Origin of the sequence: Flavobacterium sp. (genome assembly GCF_039916025.1) — a bacterium.
Classification (GTDB): Bacteria; Bacteroidota; Bacteroidia; order Flavobacteriales; family Flavobacteriaceae; genus Flavobacterium.
Map to the genome: position 1 here is coordinate 1 of NZ_JBDSMB010000043.1, position 22,098 is coordinate 22,098.

Genomic DNA, 22,098 nt, shown 5'->3' on the forward strand with positions numbered 1-22,098 from the left:
CGCTGGAAGAAGGAAGAGCTTTATTGTTAACTCAAATCGATAAATTAAAGAAAGGGGATTTTGATGAATGGATGCTTCAGGCTATTATCAACAACAGAAAGCTTGATGTAATGAAAACCTATGAAACAGCTGACGGATTAGCGACTTCAATCTACAGAAACTACACACAAGGTATCAGTTGGGAGAAAAATTTATCAGATGTCAATGAGTTGGCTAAAATCACCAAAGCAGATGTTGTAAAATTTGCCAATGAATTTTTCAAAGACAATAATTATGTAATTATCTATAAAAGAAAAGGTGTAAATGACAAATTGGTTCGTGTATCGAATCCAAAAATAACACCTGTTCAATTAAACAGAGATAAACAATCAGAATTCTACCAGGACTTTGCAAAGCTGACATCAGCTGATTCAGCACCGATTTTTGTTGATTTCAATAAAGAAATCCAAACTAAAAAAGTCAAAAACACCAATATCAGCTTCATAAAAAACAATACCAATACGATTTCAAATCTGTATTATGTTTTCAATATGGGTTCTGATCACGATAAAAAAATACAATTAGCAGCAGGAATGTTAGACTATTGGGGAACTGATAAACTAAGTCCTGAAGATGTAAAAAAAGAATTCTACAAAATTGGAATTTCTTACTCGGTAAATTTCACCAATGACATGACCTATATCTCGCTTTCGGGATTAGAAAACAATTTACCAAAAGGAATTGCATTACTTGAAAACTTACTGAAAAATGTAAAACCGGATCAGGATATTTACAATACACAGGTGGAAGCCATTTTAAACGGCAGAGAAAATGCTAAAAAACGTAAAGAAAGCATTTTGAACGCATTGGTGAATTATGCTAAATATGGTAAAGATTCCCGTTTCAGAGACATTCTTTCAGCAACAGAATTAAAAGAAATGAATGTTACGCAGCTTGCTAATCTTGTAAAAGGAATGACGAGCTATGAGCACCAGATTTTATTCTATGGCAACGACCTGAATCCGATAGTTGCTTCTTTGGAAAAGAATCATAATTTAGCCGCAAACAAAGCAATTCCGGCTCCAAAACTATATCCTGAACCAGACACTACAAACAAAGTTTATTTTGCCAATTATGACATGGTGCAGACTGAAATGACCAGAGTTGCTAAAGGTTTAAAATACAATCCTGAAATCGCAGGAACAGTCAACGTTTTCAATTCTTATTTTGGTTCCGGATTATCTTCAATCGTATTCCAGGAAATCAGAGAATCAAAATCATTAGCGTATTCAGCCCGCGCGAATTATGGAGTAGCAAGTGATAAAAACCTAAACGATTATATGACTGTAGCAATCGGAACGCAAGCGAATAAATTACCGCAAGCTGTTGATGCGATTAATGCTTTGTTAGCAGATATGCCAAAAATCGATAAGCAATTCAACAATGCAAAAGAATCTAGTTTGAAGCAAATCGCATCGAGCCGAATTATCAAAACCAACATTTTCTTCAACCAAATTAACGTGAAGAAACTTGGTTTTGATTATGATATCCGTAAAGATATTTTCAAAAACATACAAGGTTTAACTTTGGATAGCACGAATGATTTCTTTAACAAAGAAGTAAAAACCAAACAGTACAATACGGCCATCATTGGTAAAAAAGAAAGTTTGGATTTTGAAGCGTTGAAAAAACTGGGCGATATTGAAGAAGTAACGTTGGCCGAAATTTTCAATTACTAAATAAAAATCTCATATTAAATAAAATCCCGATCGAAAGATTGGGATTTTTTAATGGAAATTATACAATTTGATTATGTAATCCTAAAACGCATCTAACAATTCTTTGTATTTACTTTGTATAAAAAAGATAATGAAAAAGATATACATTTTACCCGTAATGATGTTTGCCGTTATATTGTTAAGTTTTGTCACAACAAATTGTACAGAATCTGAAAACGAAAAAACAAAAACCTTCTTAACTGAAATGACGGATGCCCGATTAATGGATCGTGAAGAAGGAAGGCAGGCACTAAAAAAAGGAACAACTCAGGAAATCAGAAACTATGGTCAGCTAATGATTGACGAACAAACCTATTTGCTCAATGAATTGCAAAAATTTGCAGCCAGGAAAAACATCCAGCTTCCAACTGAAATATCTGAGAAAAAACAAAACGGCTTAGAAGACTTAAAAGAAAAAAACGGTACCGATTTCGATAAAAAGTTCATCCAAATGATTTGCATTGATCACAAACGTGATGTAAGGAAATTCAAAAAAGCAACAAAAGACAATGATTCAGAAGTGAGTGCTTTTGCAGCTAAACATCTTCCAATGATTGAATCTCATTTACACAAAATAAAACAAATTAAAAAAAGCAGCTAATTATTTTTAGAATCCCACTCGAAAGATTGGGGTTTTTTTATGGCGTGACCACAAGGGTCGCACTATCCGCAGTACACGCATGCCTGCCGGCAGGGTACTTGCTCCACACGAGCGAAGCTACTGCTGAAGGAATCGTTCACACAAATACTGCAAATGTTCCTATTTACTTTCTAATTTCACTATATTTTTTTATTAGTGCATTGATAATCTGTTGATTATTCCTATTTTTAACATTAAATTAAGTTTTGTGATATCTAGATGGAAAAAATTTACAAGGTTTTAATAGTTGAAGATGAAATGATTATTGCAGCAAACATTTCTATGCAACTTTCAAATTTAGGATATATCGTGACGGGTATAATTCCTAGAGGAGAAGAAGTATTGGGTCATATCGAACATAATTTGCCCGATATTATTTTGATGGACATCAATCTCAAAGGTGATTTAGATGGTATCGAAATTGCAACAATAGTGCAATTAAAATACAAAATTCCTATTATTTTTTTAACAGCCAATGCCGATGAAGCGCATTTTAATAGAGCGAAAGCTACTAATCCTTATGGGTTTATTTCAAAGCCATTTAAAAAATTAGATTTACACCGTACCATAGAACTTACAGTTATTAGAATTCGAGAAGAACAAGCAAACGAAAATAAATCTGAATTAATTGCCGAAGAAAATTATGTTCTGAGCGATTGCATCTTTGTTCGTAGTCATGATAAGATGATTAAAGTGTCTATTAATGACATTTTATATATCGAAGCCGACAGAAATTATTGTAAAATCCACTGTAAAGACAAAGAGCATTTATTAGTAATGACCCTGAAAGATTTGGAAGAAAAACTAATTGCTAAAAATTTTTTAAGAATTCACCGTTCTTTTATTGTCAACCTTTCTAATGTTGATGAAATTGCTACCAGCCATATAATCATAGCTAAAAAAACCATTCCGATAAGTGCTGAATCCAAAAAAGAACTCTTGCTTCACATCCAAAAAATCTAAAGGATGAAAAAAAAACTACTGCTGCTTTTTCTGTTATACTTTTTTTTTGGCTACAGCCAAACCCAGAATATTGCACAAGATGCAACTATTTTAAAAAAAAGTAATACATTCAAAATGCGTGCGTTGTGGTTTCAAAAAATGCCTCAATACAATCAGGATAGTTCGGAGTATTATTTTAAAAAAGCTACAAAACTTCTCGAACAAAAACCTTCTCACTTTGACTATGAATTAGCACAAATTTATTTTTACCGCTCTGAAAACAAAACAATAAACCAATCAATGAAAACATTAGATTCAATTGCTGAATTGGGTTGGAAATACTTAAAAAACAAAACAACTACTACTGCTTACAATAAAATAGAATATATTTATTTGTGCAATTGGTCAGGTATAAAATTAGAAATTGGACAGACAAAAGAAGCTCTGCAATTATTTAGCAAAGCACTGCTAATATCAGAAAATTTTAAAAGCCCAGAATTGAAAGCTCAAGTATTATTAGATAAAGGAATTTTTTATGAAAGATATAAACTAACCGACGAACGCAAAATAGCATACCAATGTTTGATCGAAAGCAAAAACTATTTTGAAAAAAGAGACACCAAAACCTATGCATTAAAACTTAACTCTAATTACAGTGCACTAATTGGATATTTTGACTACAGAAACAAAGATTCGGTTCAGTTTTATTCGTCCAAAATAAAATCGATTTTAAAGTATATAAAAATACCTCAGAAACATGCCTGGTACTATGTAACCACAGGAAGAGATTTGCTCACTTTTCCTTCCGACGGACAAAAAACGATAAGCCAAAAACAATATGCTCAAGGCAAAGCCAACATTCTCAAAGCACTGGCAATATTAGAAAAGTACCACATAAAAAAAAATACTATTATTCCCTATGCTCATGGTCTTTTGGCGGATATATATACAACAGAAAAAAAATATGATTTAGCGATTGAAAGCTATAAAAAAAGTCAAAATGGATATGCATTATTAAACAATCGTGCCGGAATGATTGATATGGAAAATTTTATTGCCAAAACCTATGAACTAAAAGGCGAACTAAAAAAAGCATTAGCACATCAAAAATCTTATTATGAAAAAGCATTCGACTATGAATCTGAAAAAAACGAACGTAGTTTACGTGAAAGCGATTTGAAAATTAGTGTTTTAAGTCAAAAAAAAATGATAGCTAAAAAGCAAAATGAGCAACTTATTTCGATTATTGTTTTGGGTATTGTATTGGTACTACTTGGCTTTTTATTTTGGAACTTCAAACAAAAACAAAACAGCAACAGGCAATTGGCAATTTTAAATACTGATTTAGAAAGCAAAAACGATTTGCTCGACAAAAAAAATGCAGAGAATGAATTGTTACTCCGGGAAATTCATCATAGAGTGAAAAACAACCTTGAAGTCGTTTCAAGTTTGTTGGCACTACAATCGGCTCAAATAAATGATCCCAATACAAAAGATGCTATGGCAGAGAGTCAAAATCGTGTGAATTCAATAGGTATTGTACATCAAAAACTGTATCAAGGAACCAATCTTGGTGCGGTGGAAATGAAAGATTATTTTTTGAATTTGAGTGAAAGTATTCTCGACAGTTTTGGTGCAGAGGAACGAGTTGATTTACAACTAGCCATGGATAACCTAGATTTAGATATTGATACAGCAGTTCCGCTCGGCTTAATAATAAATGAATTGTTGACCAACACCATCAAATATGCTTTCCCAAAAGGAAAAAAAGGAACCATTACCATCAAATTAGAAAAACAAGCCAACAATATGCTACATCTTGAAGTGGCTGACAATGGCGTTGGAAAATCTGGAATAACACATGGAACTGGTTTTGGCGGACAGCTTGTTTCGCTGTTAACCAACCAGTTAAATGGAACCATGCGAGAAGAAAATCAAAACGGAACTGCCATAATTTTTGATTTCAAACTGAAAAAATCGGCTTGATTTTAGTTAAAAACAAAAGTATTAAGTAGTAAGATTTTTGTCTTGATACTTAATACTCAAATCTTAATACTTTCTTCGATAAAAAAAACCTAGGCTTCGGACAGTATTTTCTTTGTTTCGTCCTAACTCACTTTACATTCTTATTGATTATGAGTTATTTAGTTTCAGAATTAAAAATTAATTCTATCTAATCAACAAAAACTAATAATCATGAAAAACAATTTACAATTAAAGATGAAAACTATTTGTTTTCTCTTGATGCTTATTCCATTTATAAGCATGAGTCAAACCAAAAATGTGATTTCTACCAATCGTTTATTTCCAAAAGTGGACAAACAACTTGAATTTGAAAAAGCATTAGCAAATCATGCACAGAAGTACCATACTGGCGACGTTAAATGGCGTGTATTCCAAATTCAATCCGGACCAGATGCTGGCGGGTATCATGTAGTAGAAGGACCAAAAACCTGGGATTCTGAAGATGCACGAGGCGATATTAATGTAGCGCACAACAACGACTGGCATAAAAGCGTAACCATTTTTTTAACCGAGAGAGGTTCGAGCGGTTATTCTGTTTATATCGATTCATTGAGCACTGTTGCTATTGGCGATTATTCAGATAAAGTTCAAATCACTCATATTTATCCAAAACTAGGTTGTGGCAATAGAGTAATAAGTATGATTAAAAATTTAAAAGAAGCTTGGGCTGCAGAAGGTTCAACCATTGCCGTTTATGAAGTAAATGCCTCTGGCGAACCTCAATTTGCCATAGCACGAAGATTCAAACAAGGACTAAAAGAAAAAGAAGATGGTTTTCGCAAACCATTCAAAGCCACTTATGAAAAGATCCATGGTGCTGGTTCATGGGCAGTTTATCTGGACAATTTAAGCGAATATGTAACTGAATCTTGGAGTGAACTACTTTTTTATCGCGCTGATTTGAGTTCGAAGTAAAGAGTACTTTTTAATATGAAATTAAATATTCGTCAACAAATAATTGTTAATTCCAACCCTGTCAGAGTTTGAAATTCTGACAGGGTTACTTAAAAATCAAAAACAATGAAAAAAATATTAGTAGTAGGATTTGCAACAATCCTTTTTGTAGCATGCAAACAAGAAGTTCGTTACACACAACAATCACCAGAAATCGATACCTATAAAAAAGTAATGGAAGATTACAAAACCCAAAACTGGGAAGACTATCCAAAACATTATGCCGATACTGCCAAAATTGCCAATAATGTTACAAAAGATAAAGCGCAAACTGTTACACAAGCCATAGAAAAAGCCAAAGACGATGCAAAATTATTCGCTTGGGTTGTTGAAGATACTGACTACGAAATGGTGGTAACAGACAAAGGAGAAACTTGGGTAAACTATTGGGGTATTTGGAAAGGAACTATGAAATCAACCAATAAAGTGTATAACATTCCTTTTCATAATACAGCACGCTTTATTGATGGTAAAATTGTTCAAGAAGATGGCTATTGGGATAATTCAGAAATCATGACGGATATGATGAAACAACCAGCAACTCCAGTAAAAGCTGATGAAACAGTATCAGAAAAATAATTGCTAATTCAGAAACCTACAGGACTTCAAAAATCGTGTAGGTATTTTTGCATTAGAATAAGAAAAATGGGCTTTAACGTATGGCGTTAATTAGAATCAAAGCAAATTTTAGTCGGGAAATTATACTTTTTGCATTTGCAATTATGACTGCATTGGCTTGGTTACTTTTACAATTTTTAAATATTGATAAACAGGTTGAACGTGTTGTTGATTTAGAAAATAACGATATAGAAAAACAAGGAATGATGGCTACGTTAGCCTAAATTTAAATAATTACTAAAACTAAAAAATGAAACCAAAACTATTTGAATTAACAAAACCCAAATCTTATTTTAAAATTGCCTTTTTATTTTTTCTACTATTTTTAGCAATAAAATTTGTGGTCAAGGATGCACTTCCTTATTTTGGATTTCAGCAAGAAGTTTTTGGTGGCTATTGGGATTATAAATGGACTTTAATTCTTCATGTTTCAAGCGGAATTTTAGCTCTTGCAATTGGACCTTTTCAATTTTGGAATACATTTAGAAATAAAAATTTGACCCTACATCGATGGTTAGGTCGCATTTATTTAAGTGCAATACTAGTTGGTTCAATTTGCGCAACCTCTTTGGCTTGGACATCTGGCATAAAAGTTAATTTTTCATGGGCACTTGGTTTACAAAGTTTAGCGTTTGCATGGTTTGTTACTTCTATGATGGCTTATATTTCTGTTAGAAGAAGAAAAATTACACAACATAAAGAATGGATGATTCGTAGTTATGTTGTGACTTTTGCGTTTGTAACTTTTCGTTGGATTAACGATTCTTCAATCGCCCAAAATTTAATAGAAACTTTTGAAGAAAGAGGACCAACTGTAATCTGGTTTTGCTGGACAATCCCATTACTTATTACCGAAGTGGTATTAAGTTGGAATAAAAAACAATAAATTAAAATCAACATGAAAAAAAATCTTTTAAAACTAATAATTGTAACATTAGCAATACCCTTTTCAGGTTGTAACCAACAACCAAAAATTGAAACCGAAAAGCCAAATGGTTATTGGATTGAAGTGAATAGTGTTGGAAAATAATTAAACGAAAACTAAACCAATCAATTTAATTATGACAACAATCTCAAATTCCAGAATACAATCTGTCGACCTTTTAAAAGGTTTAGTCATGGTGATTATGGCACTTGACCACACCAGAGATTATTTTCATTATTCGGCTTTCTTTTTTGATGCAACCGATCCAACACAAACAACTTGGCCCATTTTCTTCACGCGATTTATAACTCATTTTTGTGCGCCAGCGTTTAGTTTCTTGGCTGGAGTTTCCGTCTTTGTGATTGGGAAACGAAAACCAATTAATGAGTTATCCGGTTTTCTTTTAAAACGTGGCCTTTGGTTGGTCTTTGTCGAAATAATTATTATCTCTTTCGCATGGAAATTCGATATTCAATTTAGACATATCGGTTTGCAAACTATTTGGTCGCTAGGAATTAGTATGATTGTTTTGGCGGGATTGATTCACCTTCCCAAAAAACTGATTTTAGCGTTTAGCCTTGTGATTATTTTTGGACATAATCTCTTAGACAACATTCATTTTGACGGCAATTTTTTATGGGCAATGCTTCACGAACGTCAAAAATTTGAATTTGCTGAAGGTCATACTGTTGTTTTTGCTTATTCATTATTGCCTTGGATTGCAGTAATGTCTTTGGGATATTGCTTTGGTTCGCTTTACGACAGTTCGTTTGATGTTCAAAAAAGAAAGCGAATATTAAATAGTTTGGGAATCGGAAGCTTGGCACTTTTTTTCATTCTGATTGTGATTAATAAATATGGAGATCCAGTTCAGTGGACCAATTATGGTGACACTTCCAAAACATTGATGTCGATTTTTAATGTGAACAAATATCCACCATCCTTACTTTATTTATTAATCACATTGGGCTGCAGCTTTCTCTTCCTGGCAAATGCCGAAAAACTGAAAGGTAAAATAGTTGACTTCTTTTGCGTCTTTGGTCGGGTTCCTTTTTTCTATTACATTATTCACATTTATCTCATTCATATAATGGCCGCTTTCGCAGCTTATTTTACCGGATTTGGATGGCAGGCTTTGGTTTTACCAACATTTATTACCAGAGTAGAAGCTTTGAAAGGATACGGTTTTAACCTAATTACCGTTTATCTCGTTTGGATTTTAGTAATTATTATGCTTTATCCTTTGTGTAAAAAATTTGATGGGTATAAACAATCGCACAAAGAAAAATGGTGGCTGAGTTATTTGTAAACTGAAATTAATTTAATGAAATTCAAGAAAAAAATCATGAAAAAAACTATCCTCGTATTTATTGCATTGATAAACATATTCTCTTTTAGGGTTTTGGCACAAAACAAACTTGAAACAGTATTGGAACAGTATTCAAAGGAATATTATCTATTAAATCCTTTGGCAGCAACGGAAGCTGGAATCAATGATTACAATAGCCAAATGGAAATAACGATCAGCGATGATTATATAAAAAAAACAAAAGCTCTGAATCAAAAATATCTTGACATATTAGGTAATTTACAAAAAGCAGGTTTAACAGCCTCGGAGCTATTAAGTATTGATGTGCTTACCTACAAACTGAAATCTGAAGACGAGAGACTAAACAATTCTTTGTGGTATTATAGACCCGTTGACCAATTTGTATTTAGCTTTCCAACCCGTTTTGCCACATTAGGTTCGGGAGCAGGTTATATTCCTTTCAACACTGAAAAAGATTATCGGGATTTTATTAGCCGTATGAAAGGTTTTCAGGTTTGGGTTGACCAAGCCATTGTCAATATGCAAAAAGGAATTGAATTCCATAACACAAATCCAAGAGCTGCAATGGAAAAAGTGCCACCGCAATTAAAACCATTATTTGAAGGTACTTTTCAGGAAAATGTTTTTTATAAACCTGTACTAAAACTTCCAGAAGCTATAGATAGTGAGGCAGCTATTCAATTAAAGAAAGATTATGCTGATGCTATTGAACATAGTATTAAACCAGCTTATAAAAAATTGTACGATTATATTGTTACTGAATATATTCCCAAAGCAAGAAAAACATCGGGCTTATTAGATAATAATAACGGAAAGAAAGAGTATGAATTATGGCTAAAGTATTATACCACAACCAACATTACCGCCGAACAAATTTTTAATTTGGGACTTAGTGAAGTGTCACGTATTCGAAATCAAATGGATTCTGTAAAAACACAAGTTGGCTTTAAAGGTGATTTAAAATCTTTTTTTGAATATGTAAAAACCGACCCTAAATTCTTTCCATTTAAAACGGAAGATGAAGTTTTAGATAGGTTTAGAAGTTTTCAGGATAAAATGTCGCCACAACTGGACCGCCTTTTTAACTTAAGACCCAAAGCAAAATTTGAAGTAAGAGCTACTGAAAAATTTCGTGCCGCAGGTGCAAATGCTCAGTACAATAGGCCATCGAGAGACGGAACAAGACCTGGCATTTTTTATGAGGTCGTGCGTGACCCGGCTAAATACAATTATTTTGCGATGGAAGATTTATTCATACACGAAGCTATTCCCGGTCATCACTATCAGTTAGCCATTCAGCAGGAAGCAGCTATTCCTGAATTCAGAAAAGCATATGGAAATAGTGCTTTTGCTGAAGGCTGGGCATTGTATGCCGAAAGTTTAGGCAAGGAATTAGGTATGTACTCGGATCCATATCAATATTTAGGACGATTAAATGGTGAAATAGAAAGAGCCGTTCGATTAGTGGTTGATTCAGGCATCCATTACAAAGGATGGTCTCGTGAAAAAGCCATAGCGTATGTATTGGAAAATCAACCAGTATCTGCCATCGAAGCCGAACAACGGATAGAACGGTATATGGTTACGGCAGGACAGGCAGTAAGTTATAAAGTGGGTGAATTAAAAATTATTGAGTTGCGGGAAAGAGCAAAGAAAAAATTGGGAAATAAATTTGACATAAAAGAATTTCACGATGAAGTTTTAAAAGATGGCTGTTTACCACTCTCAATTTTAGAAGCAAAAATTAATACTTGGATTGAAAACAAGGTTGCGAAATAAGAAAGTCAACTTAATCAGATAAAACAGCAACGGTATGTCAACAGAAAAAAACAATCCTCTACACAAAGTTCTCGGTCTTGGTTTTGGCATAGCCATATTAATTGGTGGAACAATAGGCGTCGGAATACTAAGAGCTCCGGGCGAAATTGCGGGTATGCTCGACAATTATTGGTTAATAATCGGTTGCTGGATTGCCGGTGGAATTTATGTCCTCATGGGTTGTGGTGCTTATTCTGAATTAGCGACATCAATCCCTAAAGCAGGCGGATCATACAATTATATAAAACGTGCCTTTGGCGAATATGCAGGCTTCCTGTCGGGTTGGTTTGACTATATCACAAATGCTATTGCGCCAGCTATTTTCTGCATTGTGATTAGCGAATATATTGTGATACTGTTTCCTTCATTAAAAGATCAAATGACGCTTATTGCCATTGCTTTTCTGGTCGGATTCGTACTATTGCATATCAGCGGAGTCAAAACCGGAAGCATCGTACAGCAAATCACCAGCACAATAAAAGTATTGTTTTTTGTGGCACTCATTGTGGCTTGTTTTATGTACTCGGGTGTCAAAATACCAAACGTTCAAACCGATACTACCGTTATGTCCACTGGTTTCGTTATAGCATTTTTCAAGTCGCTTCAAATGGTTTTAGGAACTTATGATGGTTGGTACGCCATCTGCTTTTTTGCTGAGGAAGATGAAAATCCGTCACAGAATATACCGCGTTCGCTTTTCACTGGTTCAATCATCGTAATTCTTATTTATGTATTGATAAACATGGCTTACTTTTATGTGTTGCCAATTGCTTCTTTAGCAAATTCGCCGTTGGTTGCATCCGATGTTGCAAAAGTGGTATTCGGCGAAAGCGGATCGACAATAGTTACGGTGATTGCTATCTTTTCAATCATCGGAATTTTGAATGCTTATATGATGATTCCAACCCGAATCCTTTTTGGATTGAGCCGCGACGGTTTCTTTATAAATGCAGGACAGCGTGTGAATTCTGGTGGAACTCCGATTGTGTCTTTACTAATTTCATCCATATTTTCGTTAATACTAATTATAATTGGTTCCTTCGGTGCATTGATGACACTCGGTGCATTCTTATCGGTAACGGTTTGGTGCATGACTTATTTTTCGCTGATTAAATTGCGTGTTTCCGAACCTAATCTCATTAGGCCATACAAAACCTGGGGCTATCCCGTGACACCTGTATTATTAGTGCTAGTCTCATTGGGAATACTTTTCGGGTTTGCTTATAGCGATCGTCAAAGTTTGCTGGTAATGGTGATTGTGGCGGTTTTGTCATATCCGATATTCAGATTGCTAAAAAACAAACAAGCGGAAGAAATCAATTAAATTTGCCTTATGCAGATTCACTCTTTACAAAACACCAGTTTAGAAACCTTAGCGGAAACCTTCAACAAAGCTTTTGAAAGCTATTTTGTACCAATTAAACTGGATGCCAAACTTTTAGCAGACAAAATCAAATCTGAAAATATTTTACTCGAACATTCTGTTGGTGTTATTATAAATAACAAATTAGCCGGATTTATCTTAATCGCAATTGATGCCAAAAACAGCACTGCTTATAACGCTGGAACCGGAACAATTCCAGAATTCAGAGGACAAAGACTTACCGAGAAAATGTATTCTTATCTGCTTCCAAAACTTGATAAAATCGAAATCCAGAATCATCTATTGGAAGTAATTTGTCAAAATCAAAAAGCATTGAAAATTTATGAAGGATTGGGTTATTCTGTTACAAGAAAAGTAATTTGTTACAAAGGAAAAATTTCAGAATCAAAGAAATCACAATACAAAATTGAAACAATCCAATTGCCAAACGAAACCGAAATAAAACAATTCCGTAATCACAAACCAACGTATCAAAATTCCTTATTCTGCATTAAAAACAATCTTACAAAACACACAACTTTAGGAGCATTTGATAACGAAAAGCTGATTGGCTATATTGTTTTTGATAAAAACACGTTGCGGATAAAACAGTTTGGCGTAAATCCCAATTTCAGAAACAAAGGAATCGGGCATCAGTTATTTTTTGAAGTGCAAAATCAAAATCCTGATGCAGTAATAGTAATTATAAATGTAGATGAAAGTGATTCTGAAACCAATAATTTTCTGCAAAGCATTGGTTTGAATAATTTTATCGAACAGTATGAAATGAAACTGAATACTAATTAAAAACCCGATAGGGATTTTTAAGAAATTTTTATATATTTGATATGCAACCGAAATTTCGAATGTTTGTTTGGGTATATATAAGTTAGCAGTAACCTTTATCGAAATCCTGCAAAAAAGAACTATGAAACCTAAAAGAATATTGTTTTTACTTTTGACAATCTTAATGATTCAAGCGTGTCAAAAGAAAGTTGAATGTGTAACCAAACTAAAGTTTGACAAAAGTTTATGGTTAAAGAATCAGCAGAAAGATTGCTACAGAGATAGAGAAAAAATGCTTTATGATTTGTTGGACAATTATAAAATCAAAGGTCTAAAATATCCAGAGATTGTAAAATTGCTTGGAAATGCAGAAATTGAATCAACGTCGCATTCAAAGTCAATTAAATATATTGTAAGTACAGAAAATGATTCCACAATAGAACAAAATTATTATAAAGAACTAATCATTTTTTTAGATAGAGATAGCATTGCAGAAAGTGTAATGGTAGCGAAAAGTAATAAAAATAACAAGTAAGGCTACTACTAACAGCGGTTTCGCCCCATGGCTGGTTTAGCGTTATTTAGCTGGAAATTACTAAGTTGGAGTTTTGCTTATCTTTATAAAAAATCAATAAAAGTCGTCACATGCCAAGCGGCGGGACGTGGCAAGACTATCGGAAAACTGCAAAAAATTAAGACAATGAAACGAAAAATAGCTGTTATGTGTTTACTGTTTAGTTTTTTAATCTCTTTTGGACAAGAACAGTATTTCTATAAATTTGAAAAAATAGAAGCTATTGATACCATTCATCAAAAAGACACTATAAATAGTGTACTTAATAGTGAGAGATTATATAAGGGTAGATTCCTTATTAGTTATTACAAAAATAGTAGGATACCATCGTTTTATATAAAAGAAAAAAACTACCTCTTATGTTTGGATTTAGGTTTTTCAGATGAAACTAATTATAATATAATTGATCAGTCCGAAAACGGGCAATATATTTATATAAATGAAGATGGAAATCATAGTGTGACACAGTCAGGATTTGAAAATAAATACCTGCACATAATCGATATAAAAAATATGACATATATAAGCTTACAATATTATTCATCTGTAACTCATTGGGAGCCTAGAACAGATGACCCAGGTGCATTTAATATTATAACAGAACATACTGTAAACAGTTCAAAAATTCGTTTGAATAAAAATGGACTTACTGTTGCAGATGATTTTTATACAATAAATGACAGCGCAAAAGTTGATTATGATGTGATTCGGGCCGGAGAATATGAGTTTGATAAACATCAGCTTAAAAAAACCAAATTCTATGACACAGAATCCATGAGGCTTAAACCAATTAAGTATATAGGAAACATTGCTATTGGAATGACATTGGAGGATTTGTTATTGGTTTATCCAAATGCAGATTTTCAGGAAAAAGAGAATCTCTATACAACTTGTGCAAATGAAGCAGGTACGGGATTTGAGGTTTGGGATGATAATGAGCTATTGGGTTTTGTGAATCATAATATAGGTGAAAATAAAATAACAGACTTTAAAGCAATATCCCCCAAATTTAATTTCGGTAAAATAAACACAAATACAAATGCAAGAGAGATATTAAAGTTATATCCCAAATCAAATGTAAGACTAGACTCATTAACTGAATGGGAGCATATTTTTATCAAGGAACTGAATATTGAATTGGTCTTTAAAACAAATGAAAATAACAGAATTGGTAATTATAAAAATGAAAAGTTTATAAACCTAAAAAACGGAAAAGCTAAAGCAGATTTTATCCAAGTAAATTAAAAAGTCCAGTTACTAACAGTCGTTGCAGCAATAGCTCATTCTAATTAAAAACTTAACAACAATGAAACCATCACTATTTCTATTACTTTTACTCCTATTTTCCTGCAACAAAAAAACCAGCGATGTTGTGGAAAGCAATGATACCTTGGTTTCCGTAGATACAGTTAAAATAGTAAAGCCAATCATTCCGAAAAAAGAAATTGCAAAAGAATATTCAAATGAACGCTTTCGAAAAGTAACAGTAGAAAAAGTGGATGAACATAAATTCAATATTAAAGGAGAAGCTCAGATTTTTGAAGCAAACTTTAATTGGGTTGTTGAGGACGGACATAATGAACTCAAAAAAGGATTTGAAATGACTGATGCCGGAGCACCGGAATGGGGCAAATTTGACTTTACAATTGATGTTGAGAAAGAAGATGAGAATTCCACTTTACATCTTATTTTGTTTGAAGTCAGCGCGAAAGACGGCAGCCGACAATATGAGTTGCCAATATTATTGTACTAATTCTCAATAACAAAACAATATGAAAAAAAGCATCCTTATAACACTGGTATTTGTGACGACTTTTTGTCTTGGTTTCGCATTCAAGACAGTCACAACCAAACAAACAACCACAGGAAAAGTAACCGGTATAGGAGGCATTTTCTTTAAATGCAAAGACCCAAATAAAATGAGCGATTGGTATAAAACGCATCTTGGTTTAGACGCAAATCCTTACGGAGCAACATTTGAATGGTACCAAAATGCCGACGGCAAAAAGAAAGGCCAAACACAATGGACACCGTTTAAGGAATCAACAAAATACTTTGAACCTTCAACCAAGGATTTTATGATTAATTACAGAGTGGAGAATCTGGAAGCACTTGTTGCGCAACTAAAAAAAGAAGATGTAACCATCGTCGATAAAATGGAAGCTTCTGATTACGGAAAGTTTATCCATATCCTTGATGCAGAAGGAAACAAAGTGGAACTTTGGGAACCTGTTGACTAAATAAAATCATTTAATAGCCAAATAGAAAAATAACGTATGATAAAAAAAATCACCCTTGCATTCTTAATTCTAATTTCAAATGCGGTTTATTCTCAAGGATATTTTGATGGTAATGAGCTGCATTGCCCAACAGAAAATAAAGAAGCCAAAAGATTGTTTGATGCTGGTATTGAAATTATGCATCTGAATCGCAGTTTAACGCCAAAATACTTAGCAGCTAATGCCGAAATATTTGCCCGGGCGATTCTTCAGGATACTACTTTTTGTGATGGTTATTTCTTTGCCGGTTATATCCTAAACCTCCAAAACAAATATCGGGAATCTTTTGCCTTTCATAAAGTTGCCGATCAAAAATCTCCCAGACCTATTTTAATATACAAAATAAACCTGGCAGCAATCAGCATGAAAGTTGAGCTATATCAGGATGCCCGCGATGCCTATCAGGAAATCGTGAAAAATTTTCCTGAAAATCCTGAAGGTTATTACGGAATTGGAGCAACTTCCCCTATGATTGGCGACTATAAAATTGGCCTGGAAAATATCATTAAAGCCGGAAATATGTATACTGATAAGGATCAGTTAAATCAGTGCCAGTTTATAAAAGGAATTCTATTTGCTTTAGATGGGCAATATGCCGAAGCAAAAACTACGCTGGAGGAAGTTAACGGAAAATACAAACGGGATCTGAATTTCAATATTTATTATAGTTTGGCACTTTTAAAATTATCGAAATTAAATAACGACGAAGAAATGAAAAAGAAAGCGAAAAAGTTTTACGATAAAATTGATGACAAAAGATACATCCCGGCAAACTTAGTCCCTGAACTTATATTCTAAATTGTAGCCAAAACTCATATGCTTAAAAAAATAATCCCCATTGAAAATCTGATATATCAATCTACTTTACGCAGCGAAGAATTGTCAGCACACCTAAAAAATGTCATTGGAGTTGGTTTAAAAGAGGACAATTATTCAACGGTATACATTGGCAAAGTGTTGCCAAAAAGGTTTGAAATAAAAAGGGTAATCAGTTACAGGAATTCTTTTTTACCAATAATCAGTGGCGAAATTAGTGATGGTATAAACGGCACAAAGGTTAATGTAAATATGAAACTGCACCCATTTGTCAAAACCTTTATGATTTTTTGGTTAAGTGGTACTTTATTAGCTTCGGTAGCGAGTACTTATAATTTTCTTTTCAGCAGTGAACCTAAACCAGATGGTGGTAAAATGGTTTTTATTCCGTTGCTTATGCTGGTTTTTGGAATTGGATTGGTAGTAATCGCGTTTAAAGCTGAAAGTCAAAAAAGCATTAAAGATTTAGAAAAACTCCTGAATGCCAGAATTGTTGAAAATTAAAAAATCTCTATTGCTCCTCCTTTTTCCTTGCCGTAATAAAAGCGCTTAATTTTTTGCCATACAATGATTTGGAAACTTTTGGCGTCATCGATTTTTGGATGGTATCCATAAATTTCAAATTGATGTCATAAATTTCATCCAAAGTCACATAAGGTGCCACTTCATAATTGCCGTGATTGACCGCAAAATTGGTAGTATAAAGGTATTTTATTTTTAAAATCCCTTTTTGTTTTTCTTCGATTTTAGCAACTTCCTCAGCATTGTTTGCTTTTTGTGCCTTGAATCTTTTTTCAAACAAATCTAAATTCTGATCCACATATCTCGAAACCACTTTTCTGTATTCGTCATAAAGCTCCTGGTTTTTAGAGCCTTTGATTTTAGCATCGGCTGTAAAAAAATCTAAAGAAGTTTCAATAGTCATTTTCCCTTTTTCGGCAAAGAATGGAATATTGTTGTCCAATGAATTCGTTACGCCACGGTCTAAGAATAAATACAACATTTCAGGCGATTGTAAATCAAACTCGCTGGTGAAATGCGAATCACCATTTATTTTAATCGTGTCAATGGCAACCAGAACGGTGTCTTTTATTCTTTGGATATATAAAGTGCCATTTTTTAACCCTTTAATATTTCCGCTTAAAACAAAGTTTTTGGTTGATTTTTTTTCAGTACAAGATGCTAAAATTAGGATATAGAATAGGGCAATGATTGATTTACGCATGTTTTAAATTTTTGGCAATAATACTAAAAAAATCCTCAATCTGATGTACAAATTGAGGATTTGAAAGTATGCTGTTTTGAATTATCCTTTTAACCAGGAATTATTCAATTTCGTTTTGGATTCATCAGAAAACATATAACCTTCCACTTCATCAAAATCTATTTTTACTTTTCCGTTTAGAGTCTGCTCTGATCCTTTTCTCTTTATTTTAACGCTGATAGCATCATCTGTTTTCCAGCCTTGGCTTACCATTATCAAGTCATAAATGTTGTCAAGATTATAAGGCTTGTCGTTAAATGATGTGATAATATCTCCACCTTTTAAACCCAAAGTATTCATAAAACTATTCAGTTCAACACCCGGAACAACCACAATTTCTTTTGTTGTCGGATTTACGGTAATGAATGGTATTTTTTGATCTTTTAAGAACGGATTTGCAGGAACCTTTATTTTAGCTTTGGTTACGCCAACTTTAGCAAAGTACGTATCATAAGGAATTGGTGTGTTTCCGGAAACATATGTATTTAAGAACGCTCCAACTTCAGGATATGTCAACGCTGTTATTTTATCAAAAAGTTCATCATCATCAAAAGCTTTATTTACGCCATATTCATTTGACAATTTTTTCATTAAGTCTAAAATCCCTCTTTCACCATTGCTTTTTTCACGAATGATAATATCAATGCACATTCCGATTAAAGCTCCTTTTTCGTATACATTTAAGTACTGGTCTTTATAAGGTGCAACCAAAACATTGGCACTCATTTCGGTAAAAGGCATTGTATCATTTAAAGTCAATGAATTATTTATTTTGCCGTCCATTCTTTGGTAAAATTCATCAGCGGTAATTAAGCCTTGATTTACCTGGAATAAATTGGCAAAATATTCAGTCACGCCTTCATACATCCATAAATGTTTTGACATCTTTGGATTGCTGTAATCAAAATACTGAATTTCTTTAGAATGAATGCTCAATGGAGTTACCGTGTGAAAGAATTCATGTGAAACTACATCTTTTAATTGCTCACCTAATGCTTCTGTATCCATACTTTCCGGGAAAACTACAGTAGTTGAAGTATGATGTTCCAATGCTCCAAAACCCTTTGCATCGTTTTTGCCAACATCTGATAAATACAATAAAACAGTATATCGTTTATTGGTATTGATTGATCCTAAAAATGCTTTTTGAGCACGCATAGTTTTTTCTAAATCAGGCAATAACTCTTTTGCTGAATGTATTCCATTTGGTGAATAAACACTAAACACTATCTCCATTCCGTCTACCGTGAACGTTTGAATATCTGCTTTAGAATACATAATCGGATTGTCCGTTAAATCAAAATAACGGCCTGCCAAAAACGTATCTTCAGTATCGCTTTTATTGATATCTACCAAAGAAGTAGCACCATGAAGATCTTTTGGGTGTAGAATCGTAAGCTTATAAGGAATTTCGGTTAACTGCGTTTTATCTTCAAAATAACCCACAAAACCGTGATTGTTTACCATAAAGTTTTTACCTTCCAGAATATTTGTCCCTGCTGGTGAGAATATATCTTCTTTCATAAAACCTTTGCCTGCTTCAGAATCGTAAGTGTCATTTACCATATAGGTTACTTTTGACAACGATTTTGCATTGGAAATTTTCCATGAATTATCATCAGTTTTTGAAGTCGCTAATTCTTTTCCATTTTTATCAAATGCTTTGAAATCATCAACTAGCTTTCCGTAATTATCTGTAGAATAAGTTCCGGGAACTGTTTTTGGAATGTGGAAAACGATTTCGTTTGTAGTAAACTTTGGCGGCGTAATGGTCACACTAACCTTATCATCTTTTACTTTGTTTAAATCGATGACAGCATCTACCTGATTCAAATTTACATTCGTTTTTACTTGTTCTTTGACAGGTAACTTTGGAGAAGTCTTCTTTTGCGCACTAGCAGTATAACTAAATACAGACAAAGCAAGAATGGCACTTAGAATTAGTTTTTTCATTACTAAAATTTTATATTTTTAAAAATAAGTCCTCAAAAGTAACTATTAGTTACAAGGGTTTTCACTTTTTTAGATTTGATTAACTAAAATTAAGCCGATTATAAGCATAAAAAAACTCCTGCTGAGCAAGAGTTATGTTTTTAGTCAAATTTATTTTTGATGTAGTATTTACTATCCAAATCATCAAAGTCATCAACCATAGGTTTTGGCTTTGGTTTGCTTCCGGTAGCTTTCTTTTTCCAAAGCTCAAATTTGTCTTTGGATAATCGTTTGCGCATTAATTCGGTAACTTCATTTTCTGTAAGCCCAAATTCTTCTTTAAGTACTTCAAAAGGCTTTCTTTCCTCTTGGGCCATGCTGACAACTCTTTCTAATTGCTCGTTGTCAAGCTCCATTAATTTACTTTTTTTCATTTCTGTAAAAGCATTTTATAAAAATAGATTCTGTTTTCGTTAATTCGTATTTCAATATTAGTAAAAAAAATAATTAGTTACAAACATCAATATATATTTTTTCAAATCTTAAGAATTTGGAGAACGCCTTTTTTGAAAAGGAATCGCCAACAAATTTGACAGTTTGTTATTTTCTTCAGGTTTCATATGTGTATCAACTCCGTAAACCAGCTTCTCTCTGTCGAGCGTTTTAAAAGTTCCGAACAATCTGTCCCAAACAGAGAAAATATTGCCGTAATTACTGTCTGTGTAAGGCAAAACATAATGATGATGCACTTTATGCATATCGGGAGAAACAATAAAATAACTCAAAATCCGGTCGAGCTTTTTTGGCAAAGTAATATTCGCATGATTAAATTGTGTTGCCACAACAGATAAAGTCTGGTATAAAAAAACCATCCACATTGGAGTCCCAACAAGCAGAACACCAAGTGTTGTAAAAATAAAACGCAGCACGCTTTCGCCCGGATGATGCCTGTTTGCCGAAGTCGTATCAATCCAGGTATCGGTATGGTGTATCAAATGAAATCGCCACAAAAACTTGACTTTATGCTCAATCAAATGAATCAAATAAGCACCAATCAAGTCTAAGAGCAGCAAACCAACAATGGTATAAATCCAGATGTTAAATTTCGGTAACCAGTTCAATATTCCGAAATGATTCTCGGTTGCCCAATCCGCTGCTTTCAATAAAATCAAGGCAAGACAGAAATTGACAATCATGGTTGTCACCGTGAAAAAGATATTAATTCCGGCGTGTTGCCATTTGTTATAACTGAATTTAAACAGCGGAACTGCACTTTCAATCAACCAGAATATGGTAATGCCACCAGCCAAAATTAAAGCTCTGTGCGAAGACGGAATAGAAGAAAAATAACTGATTATTTCGTTCATAGAAAAGTATTTAGTTCAAATATAGCAAAACAACTTACTTGATAATTCGAAAAGTGAGATTTATTCTCGGACCAATTGCTGCAGCTGTTTTTGGAATTTGATGTTTCCAGAAATGCTGCGTCGGGCCTTTCATAATGAGCAAACTTCCGTGTTCCAGCTTTATTTTCAGCTTTTGCTCTTTAATGGTATTGTGTTGCAAATGGAAATATCTTTCGGCACCAAAACTCAACGAAGCAATAACCGGATTTCGTCCTAATTCTTTTTCATTATCAGCATGCCAGCCGTTGCTGTCTTTTTCATCGCGATAATAATTAAGCAAAACAGTAGTGAAATTTTCATTGCAGATGTCTTCGATTTCATTTTTGATAAACATCAATAACGGATTCCAAGAATTGGGTTGCATGACAATATTCGAATAACTATATGATTTTCCTTCGTTACCAAAAAGCGCTGTCAGTCTCGGCTGTAGATGTGTTTTCCCAAACACAGTTATATTATCCTGTTGCCACGGAATTTCGTTTTTTAACTTCTCAAAAAACTCATTGGCGCGATGACTATCAAAGAAATTGGGATAATATTCAATATCCGCATCGAGAATATTAAATGTGATTTTTTCTTTGGGGAAAAGTGAATTCATATTACAAAAATAAAGAGAAAAAGAGGATTGATTTCGCTCTTTTTCTCTTAAAAACATTGGTTAGGTAAATT

General features: G+C 33.5%; 24 protein-coding genes. 19 read left to right on the top strand and 5 right to left on the bottom strand.

The features are described 5' to 3' along the window. The 19 genes from ABIQ27_RS02255 to ABIQ27_RS02345 all read left to right on the top strand — a co-directional run. Positions 1–1,718: insulinase family protein (locus tag ABIQ27_RS02255; RefSeq protein ID WP_348031656.1), on the top strand; the 1,718-nt coding region annotated here is incomplete at its 5' end. Positions 1,719–1,848: 130 nt separating this feature from the next. Next, positions 1,849–2,358, top strand: coding sequence for a DUF4142 domain-containing protein (locus tag ABIQ27_RS02260; RefSeq protein ID WP_348031658.1), 510 nt, complete (start codon positions 1,849–1,851; stop codon positions 2,356–2,358). A 258-nt stretch (positions 2,359–2,616) separates the two neighbouring features. Then, entirely contained in the window at positions 2,617–3,360 is a 744-nt protein-coding gene (locus tag ABIQ27_RS02265) for a LytTR family transcriptional regulator DNA-binding domain-containing protein (RefSeq protein WP_348031660.1), read from the top strand. A 3-nt stretch (positions 3,361–3,363) separates the two neighbouring features. Continuing rightward, entirely contained in the window at positions 3,364–5,325 is a 1,962-nt protein-coding gene (locus ABIQ27_RS02270) for a sensor histidine kinase (protein ID WP_348031662.1), read from the top strand. 210 nt (positions 5,326–5,535) lie between these two features. Next, complete coding sequence (locus ABIQ27_RS02275; protein ID WP_348031664.1) at positions 5,536–6,279, top strand: hypothetical protein; 744 nt, start codon at positions 5,536–5,538, stop codon at positions 6,277–6,279. A 105-nt stretch (positions 6,280–6,384) separates the two neighbouring features. Continuing rightward, on the top strand, positions 6,385–6,897 hold the full coding sequence (locus ABIQ27_RS02280) for a nuclear transport factor 2 family protein (RefSeq protein ID WP_348031666.1): 513 nt from the start codon (positions 6,385–6,387) through the stop codon (positions 6,895–6,897). 80 nt (positions 6,898–6,977) lie between these two features. Next, complete coding sequence (locus ABIQ27_RS02285; RefSeq protein WP_348031668.1) at positions 6,978–7,160, top strand: hypothetical protein; 183 nt, start codon at positions 6,978–6,980, stop codon at positions 7,158–7,160. A gap of 26 nt (positions 7,161–7,186) precedes the next feature. Beyond that, positions 7,187–7,822 carry a DUF2306 domain-containing protein gene (locus ABIQ27_RS02290; RefSeq protein WP_348031670.1) on the top strand — a complete coding sequence of 212 codons (636 nt, stop codon included), beginning with the start codon at positions 7,187–7,189 and terminating at the stop codon, positions 7,820–7,822. 12 nt (positions 7,823–7,834) lie between these two features. After that, the gene (locus ABIQ27_RS02295) at positions 7,835–7,966 is read left to right on the top strand and encodes a hypothetical protein (RefSeq protein ID WP_348031672.1); all 132 of its coding nucleotides are present in this window, start codon (positions 7,835–7,837) and stop codon (positions 7,964–7,966) included. 31 nt (positions 7,967–7,997) lie between these two features. Then, a complete protein-coding gene (locus ABIQ27_RS02300) occupies positions 7,998–9,170 on the top strand; it encodes a heparan-alpha-glucosaminide N-acetyltransferase domain-containing protein (protein ID WP_348031674.1) in 1,173 nt (390 codons plus the stop codon). Positions 9,171–9,206: 36 nt separating this feature from the next. Continuing rightward, the gene (locus tag ABIQ27_RS02305; RefSeq protein ID WP_348031676.1) at positions 9,207–10,970 is read left to right on the top strand and encodes a DUF885 domain-containing protein; all 1,764 of its coding nucleotides are present in this window, start codon (positions 9,207–9,209) and stop codon (positions 10,968–10,970) included. A 34-nt stretch (positions 10,971–11,004) separates the two neighbouring features. Beyond that, positions 11,005–12,333 carry an APC family permease gene (locus ABIQ27_RS02310; RefSeq protein ID WP_348031678.1) on the top strand — a complete coding sequence of 443 codons (1,329 nt, stop codon included), beginning with the start codon at positions 11,005–11,007 and terminating at the stop codon, positions 12,331–12,333. Positions 12,334–12,342: 9 nt separating this feature from the next. After that, positions 12,343–13,179 (top strand): GNAT family N-acetyltransferase, encoded by an 837-nt coding sequence (locus ABIQ27_RS02315; RefSeq protein ID WP_348031680.1) that lies wholly within the window; start codon positions 12,343–12,345, stop codon positions 13,177–13,179. A 121-nt stretch (positions 13,180–13,300) separates the two neighbouring features. Next, the gene (locus tag ABIQ27_RS02320; RefSeq protein ID WP_348031681.1) at positions 13,301–13,693 is read left to right on the top strand and encodes a hypothetical protein; all 393 of its coding nucleotides are present in this window, start codon (positions 13,301–13,303) and stop codon (positions 13,691–13,693) included. A 27-nt stretch (positions 13,694–13,720) separates the two neighbouring features. Then, a complete protein-coding gene (locus ABIQ27_RS02325; protein ID WP_348031683.1) occupies positions 13,721–14,977 on the top strand; it encodes a hypothetical protein in 1,257 nt (418 codons plus the stop codon). Positions 14,978–15,038: 61 nt separating this feature from the next. Beyond that, complete coding sequence (locus ABIQ27_RS02330; protein ID WP_348031685.1) at positions 15,039–15,485, top strand: Gmad2 immunoglobulin-like domain-containing protein; 447 nt, start codon at positions 15,039–15,041, stop codon at positions 15,483–15,485. A 19-nt stretch (positions 15,486–15,504) separates the two neighbouring features. Then, complete coding sequence (locus ABIQ27_RS02335; protein WP_348031687.1) at positions 15,505–15,972, top strand: VOC family protein; 468 nt, start codon at positions 15,505–15,507, stop codon at positions 15,970–15,972. 36 nt (positions 15,973–16,008) lie between these two features. Then, positions 16,009–16,809, top strand: coding sequence for a hypothetical protein (locus tag ABIQ27_RS02340; protein ID WP_348031689.1), 801 nt, complete (start codon positions 16,009–16,011; stop codon positions 16,807–16,809). An 18-nt stretch (positions 16,810–16,827) separates the two neighbouring features. Then, complete coding sequence (locus ABIQ27_RS02345; protein ID WP_348031691.1) at positions 16,828–17,331, top strand: hypothetical protein; 504 nt, start codon at positions 16,828–16,830, stop codon at positions 17,329–17,331. A 7-nt stretch (positions 17,332–17,338) separates the two neighbouring features. Here the strand turns inward: ABIQ27_RS02345 and ABIQ27_RS02350 are convergent, their stop codons facing one another. From ABIQ27_RS02350 to ABIQ27_RS02370, 5 genes are all read right to left on the bottom strand, one after another. After that, positions 17,339–18,052: a DUF4369 domain-containing protein gene (locus ABIQ27_RS02350; protein ID WP_348031693.1), complete on the bottom strand. Its 714-nt coding sequence runs from the start codon at positions 18,050–18,052 to the stop codon at positions 17,339–17,341. A gap of 81 nt (positions 18,053–18,133) precedes the next feature. Beyond that, positions 18,134–20,044 (bottom strand): peptidase M61, encoded by a 1,911-nt coding sequence (locus ABIQ27_RS02355; RefSeq protein ID WP_348031695.1) that lies wholly within the window; start codon positions 20,042–20,044, stop codon positions 18,134–18,136. Between the two features lie 140 nt (positions 20,045–20,184). Beyond that, positions 20,185–20,457 (bottom strand): TIGR03643 family protein, encoded by a 273-nt coding sequence (locus ABIQ27_RS02360; RefSeq protein ID WP_348031697.1) that lies wholly within the window; start codon positions 20,455–20,457, stop codon positions 20,185–20,187. A 108-nt stretch (positions 20,458–20,565) separates the two neighbouring features. After that, the gene (locus ABIQ27_RS02365; protein ID WP_348031699.1) at positions 20,566–21,390 is read right to left on the bottom strand and encodes a sterol desaturase family protein; all 825 of its coding nucleotides are present in this window, start codon (positions 21,388–21,390) and stop codon (positions 20,566–20,568) included. Between the two features lie 34 nt (positions 21,391–21,424). Further along, the gene (locus ABIQ27_RS02370) at positions 21,425–22,027 is read right to left on the bottom strand and encodes an alpha-ketoglutarate-dependent dioxygenase AlkB (RefSeq protein ID WP_348031701.1); all 603 of its coding nucleotides are present in this window, start codon (positions 22,025–22,027) and stop codon (positions 21,425–21,427) included. Positions 22,028–22,098 lie beyond the last annotated feature (71 nt).

What these genes read in the sequence shown, in the direction of transcription:
- ABIQ27_RS02270 (WP_348031662.1), top strand. Translation starts at nt 3,364, where the DNA reads ATGAAAAAAAAACTACTGCTGCTTTTTCTGTTATACTTTTTTTTTGGC.
- ABIQ27_RS02295 (WP_348031672.1), top strand. Translation starts at nt 7,835, where the DNA reads ATGAAAAAAAATCTTTTAAAACTAATAATTGTAACATTAGCAATACCC.
- ABIQ27_RS02285 (WP_348031668.1), top strand. Translation starts at nt 6,978, where the DNA reads ATGGCGTTAATTAGAATCAAAGCAAATTTTAGTCGGGAAATTATACTT.
- ABIQ27_RS02290 (WP_348031670.1), top strand. Translation starts at nt 7,187, where the DNA reads ATGAAACCAAAACTATTTGAATTAACAAAACCCAAATCTTATTTTAAA.
- ABIQ27_RS02340 (WP_348031689.1), top strand. Translation starts at nt 16,009, where the DNA reads ATGATAAAAAAAATCACCCTTGCATTCTTAATTCTAATTTCAAATGCG.
- ABIQ27_RS02265 (WP_348031660.1), top strand. Translation starts at nt 2,617, where the DNA reads ATGGAAAAAATTTACAAGGTTTTAATAGTTGAAGATGAAATGATTATT.
- ABIQ27_RS02345 (WP_348031691.1), top strand. Translation starts at nt 16,828, where the DNA reads ATGCTTAAAAAAATAATCCCCATTGAAAATCTGATATATCAATCTACT.
- ABIQ27_RS02325 (WP_348031683.1), top strand. Translation starts at nt 13,721, where the DNA reads ATGGCTGGTTTAGCGTTATTTAGCTGGAAATTACTAAGTTGGAGTTTT.
- ABIQ27_RS02315 (WP_348031680.1), top strand. Translation starts at nt 12,343, where the DNA reads ATGCAGATTCACTCTTTACAAAACACCAGTTTAGAAACCTTAGCGGAA.
- ABIQ27_RS02330 (WP_348031685.1), top strand. Translation starts at nt 15,039, where the DNA reads ATGAAACCATCACTATTTCTATTACTTTTACTCCTATTTTCCTGCAAC.
- ABIQ27_RS02355 (WP_348031695.1), bottom strand. Translation starts at nt 20,044, where the DNA reads ATGAAAAAACTAATTCTAAGTGCCATTCTTGCTTTGTCTGTATTTAGT.
- ABIQ27_RS02335 (WP_348031687.1), top strand. Translation starts at nt 15,505, where the DNA reads ATGAAAAAAAGCATCCTTATAACACTGGTATTTGTGACGACTTTTTGT.
- ABIQ27_RS02300 (WP_348031674.1), top strand. Translation starts at nt 7,998, where the DNA reads ATGACAACAATCTCAAATTCCAGAATACAATCTGTCGACCTTTTAAAA.
- ABIQ27_RS02360 (WP_348031697.1), bottom strand. Translation starts at nt 20,457, where the DNA reads ATGAAAAAAAGTAAATTAATGGAGCTTGACAACGAGCAATTAGAAAGA.
- ABIQ27_RS02320 (WP_348031681.1), top strand. Translation starts at nt 13,301, where the DNA reads ATGAAACCTAAAAGAATATTGTTTTTACTTTTGACAATCTTAATGATT.
- ABIQ27_RS02350 (WP_348031693.1), bottom strand. Translation starts at nt 18,052, where the DNA reads ATGCGTAAATCAATCATTGCCCTATTCTATATCCTAATTTTAGCATCT.
- ABIQ27_RS02275 (WP_348031664.1), top strand. Translation starts at nt 5,536, where the DNA reads ATGAAAAACAATTTACAATTAAAGATGAAAACTATTTGTTTTCTCTTG.
- ABIQ27_RS02310 (WP_348031678.1), top strand. Translation starts at nt 11,005, where the DNA reads ATGTCAACAGAAAAAAACAATCCTCTACACAAAGTTCTCGGTCTTGGT.
- ABIQ27_RS02280 (WP_348031666.1), top strand. Translation starts at nt 6,385, where the DNA reads ATGAAAAAAATATTAGTAGTAGGATTTGCAACAATCCTTTTTGTAGCA.
- ABIQ27_RS02305 (WP_348031676.1), top strand. Translation starts at nt 9,207, where the DNA reads ATGAAAAAAACTATCCTCGTATTTATTGCATTGATAAACATATTCTCT.
- ABIQ27_RS02370 (WP_348031701.1), bottom strand. Translation starts at nt 22,027, where the DNA reads ATGAATTCACTTTTCCCCAAAGAAAAAATCACATTTAATATTCTCGAT.
- ABIQ27_RS02260 (WP_348031658.1), top strand. Translation starts at nt 1,849, where the DNA reads ATGAAAAAGATATACATTTTACCCGTAATGATGTTTGCCGTTATATTG.
- ABIQ27_RS02365 (WP_348031699.1), bottom strand. Translation starts at nt 21,390, where the DNA reads ATGAACGAAATAATCAGTTATTTTTCTTCTATTCCGTCTTCGCACAGA.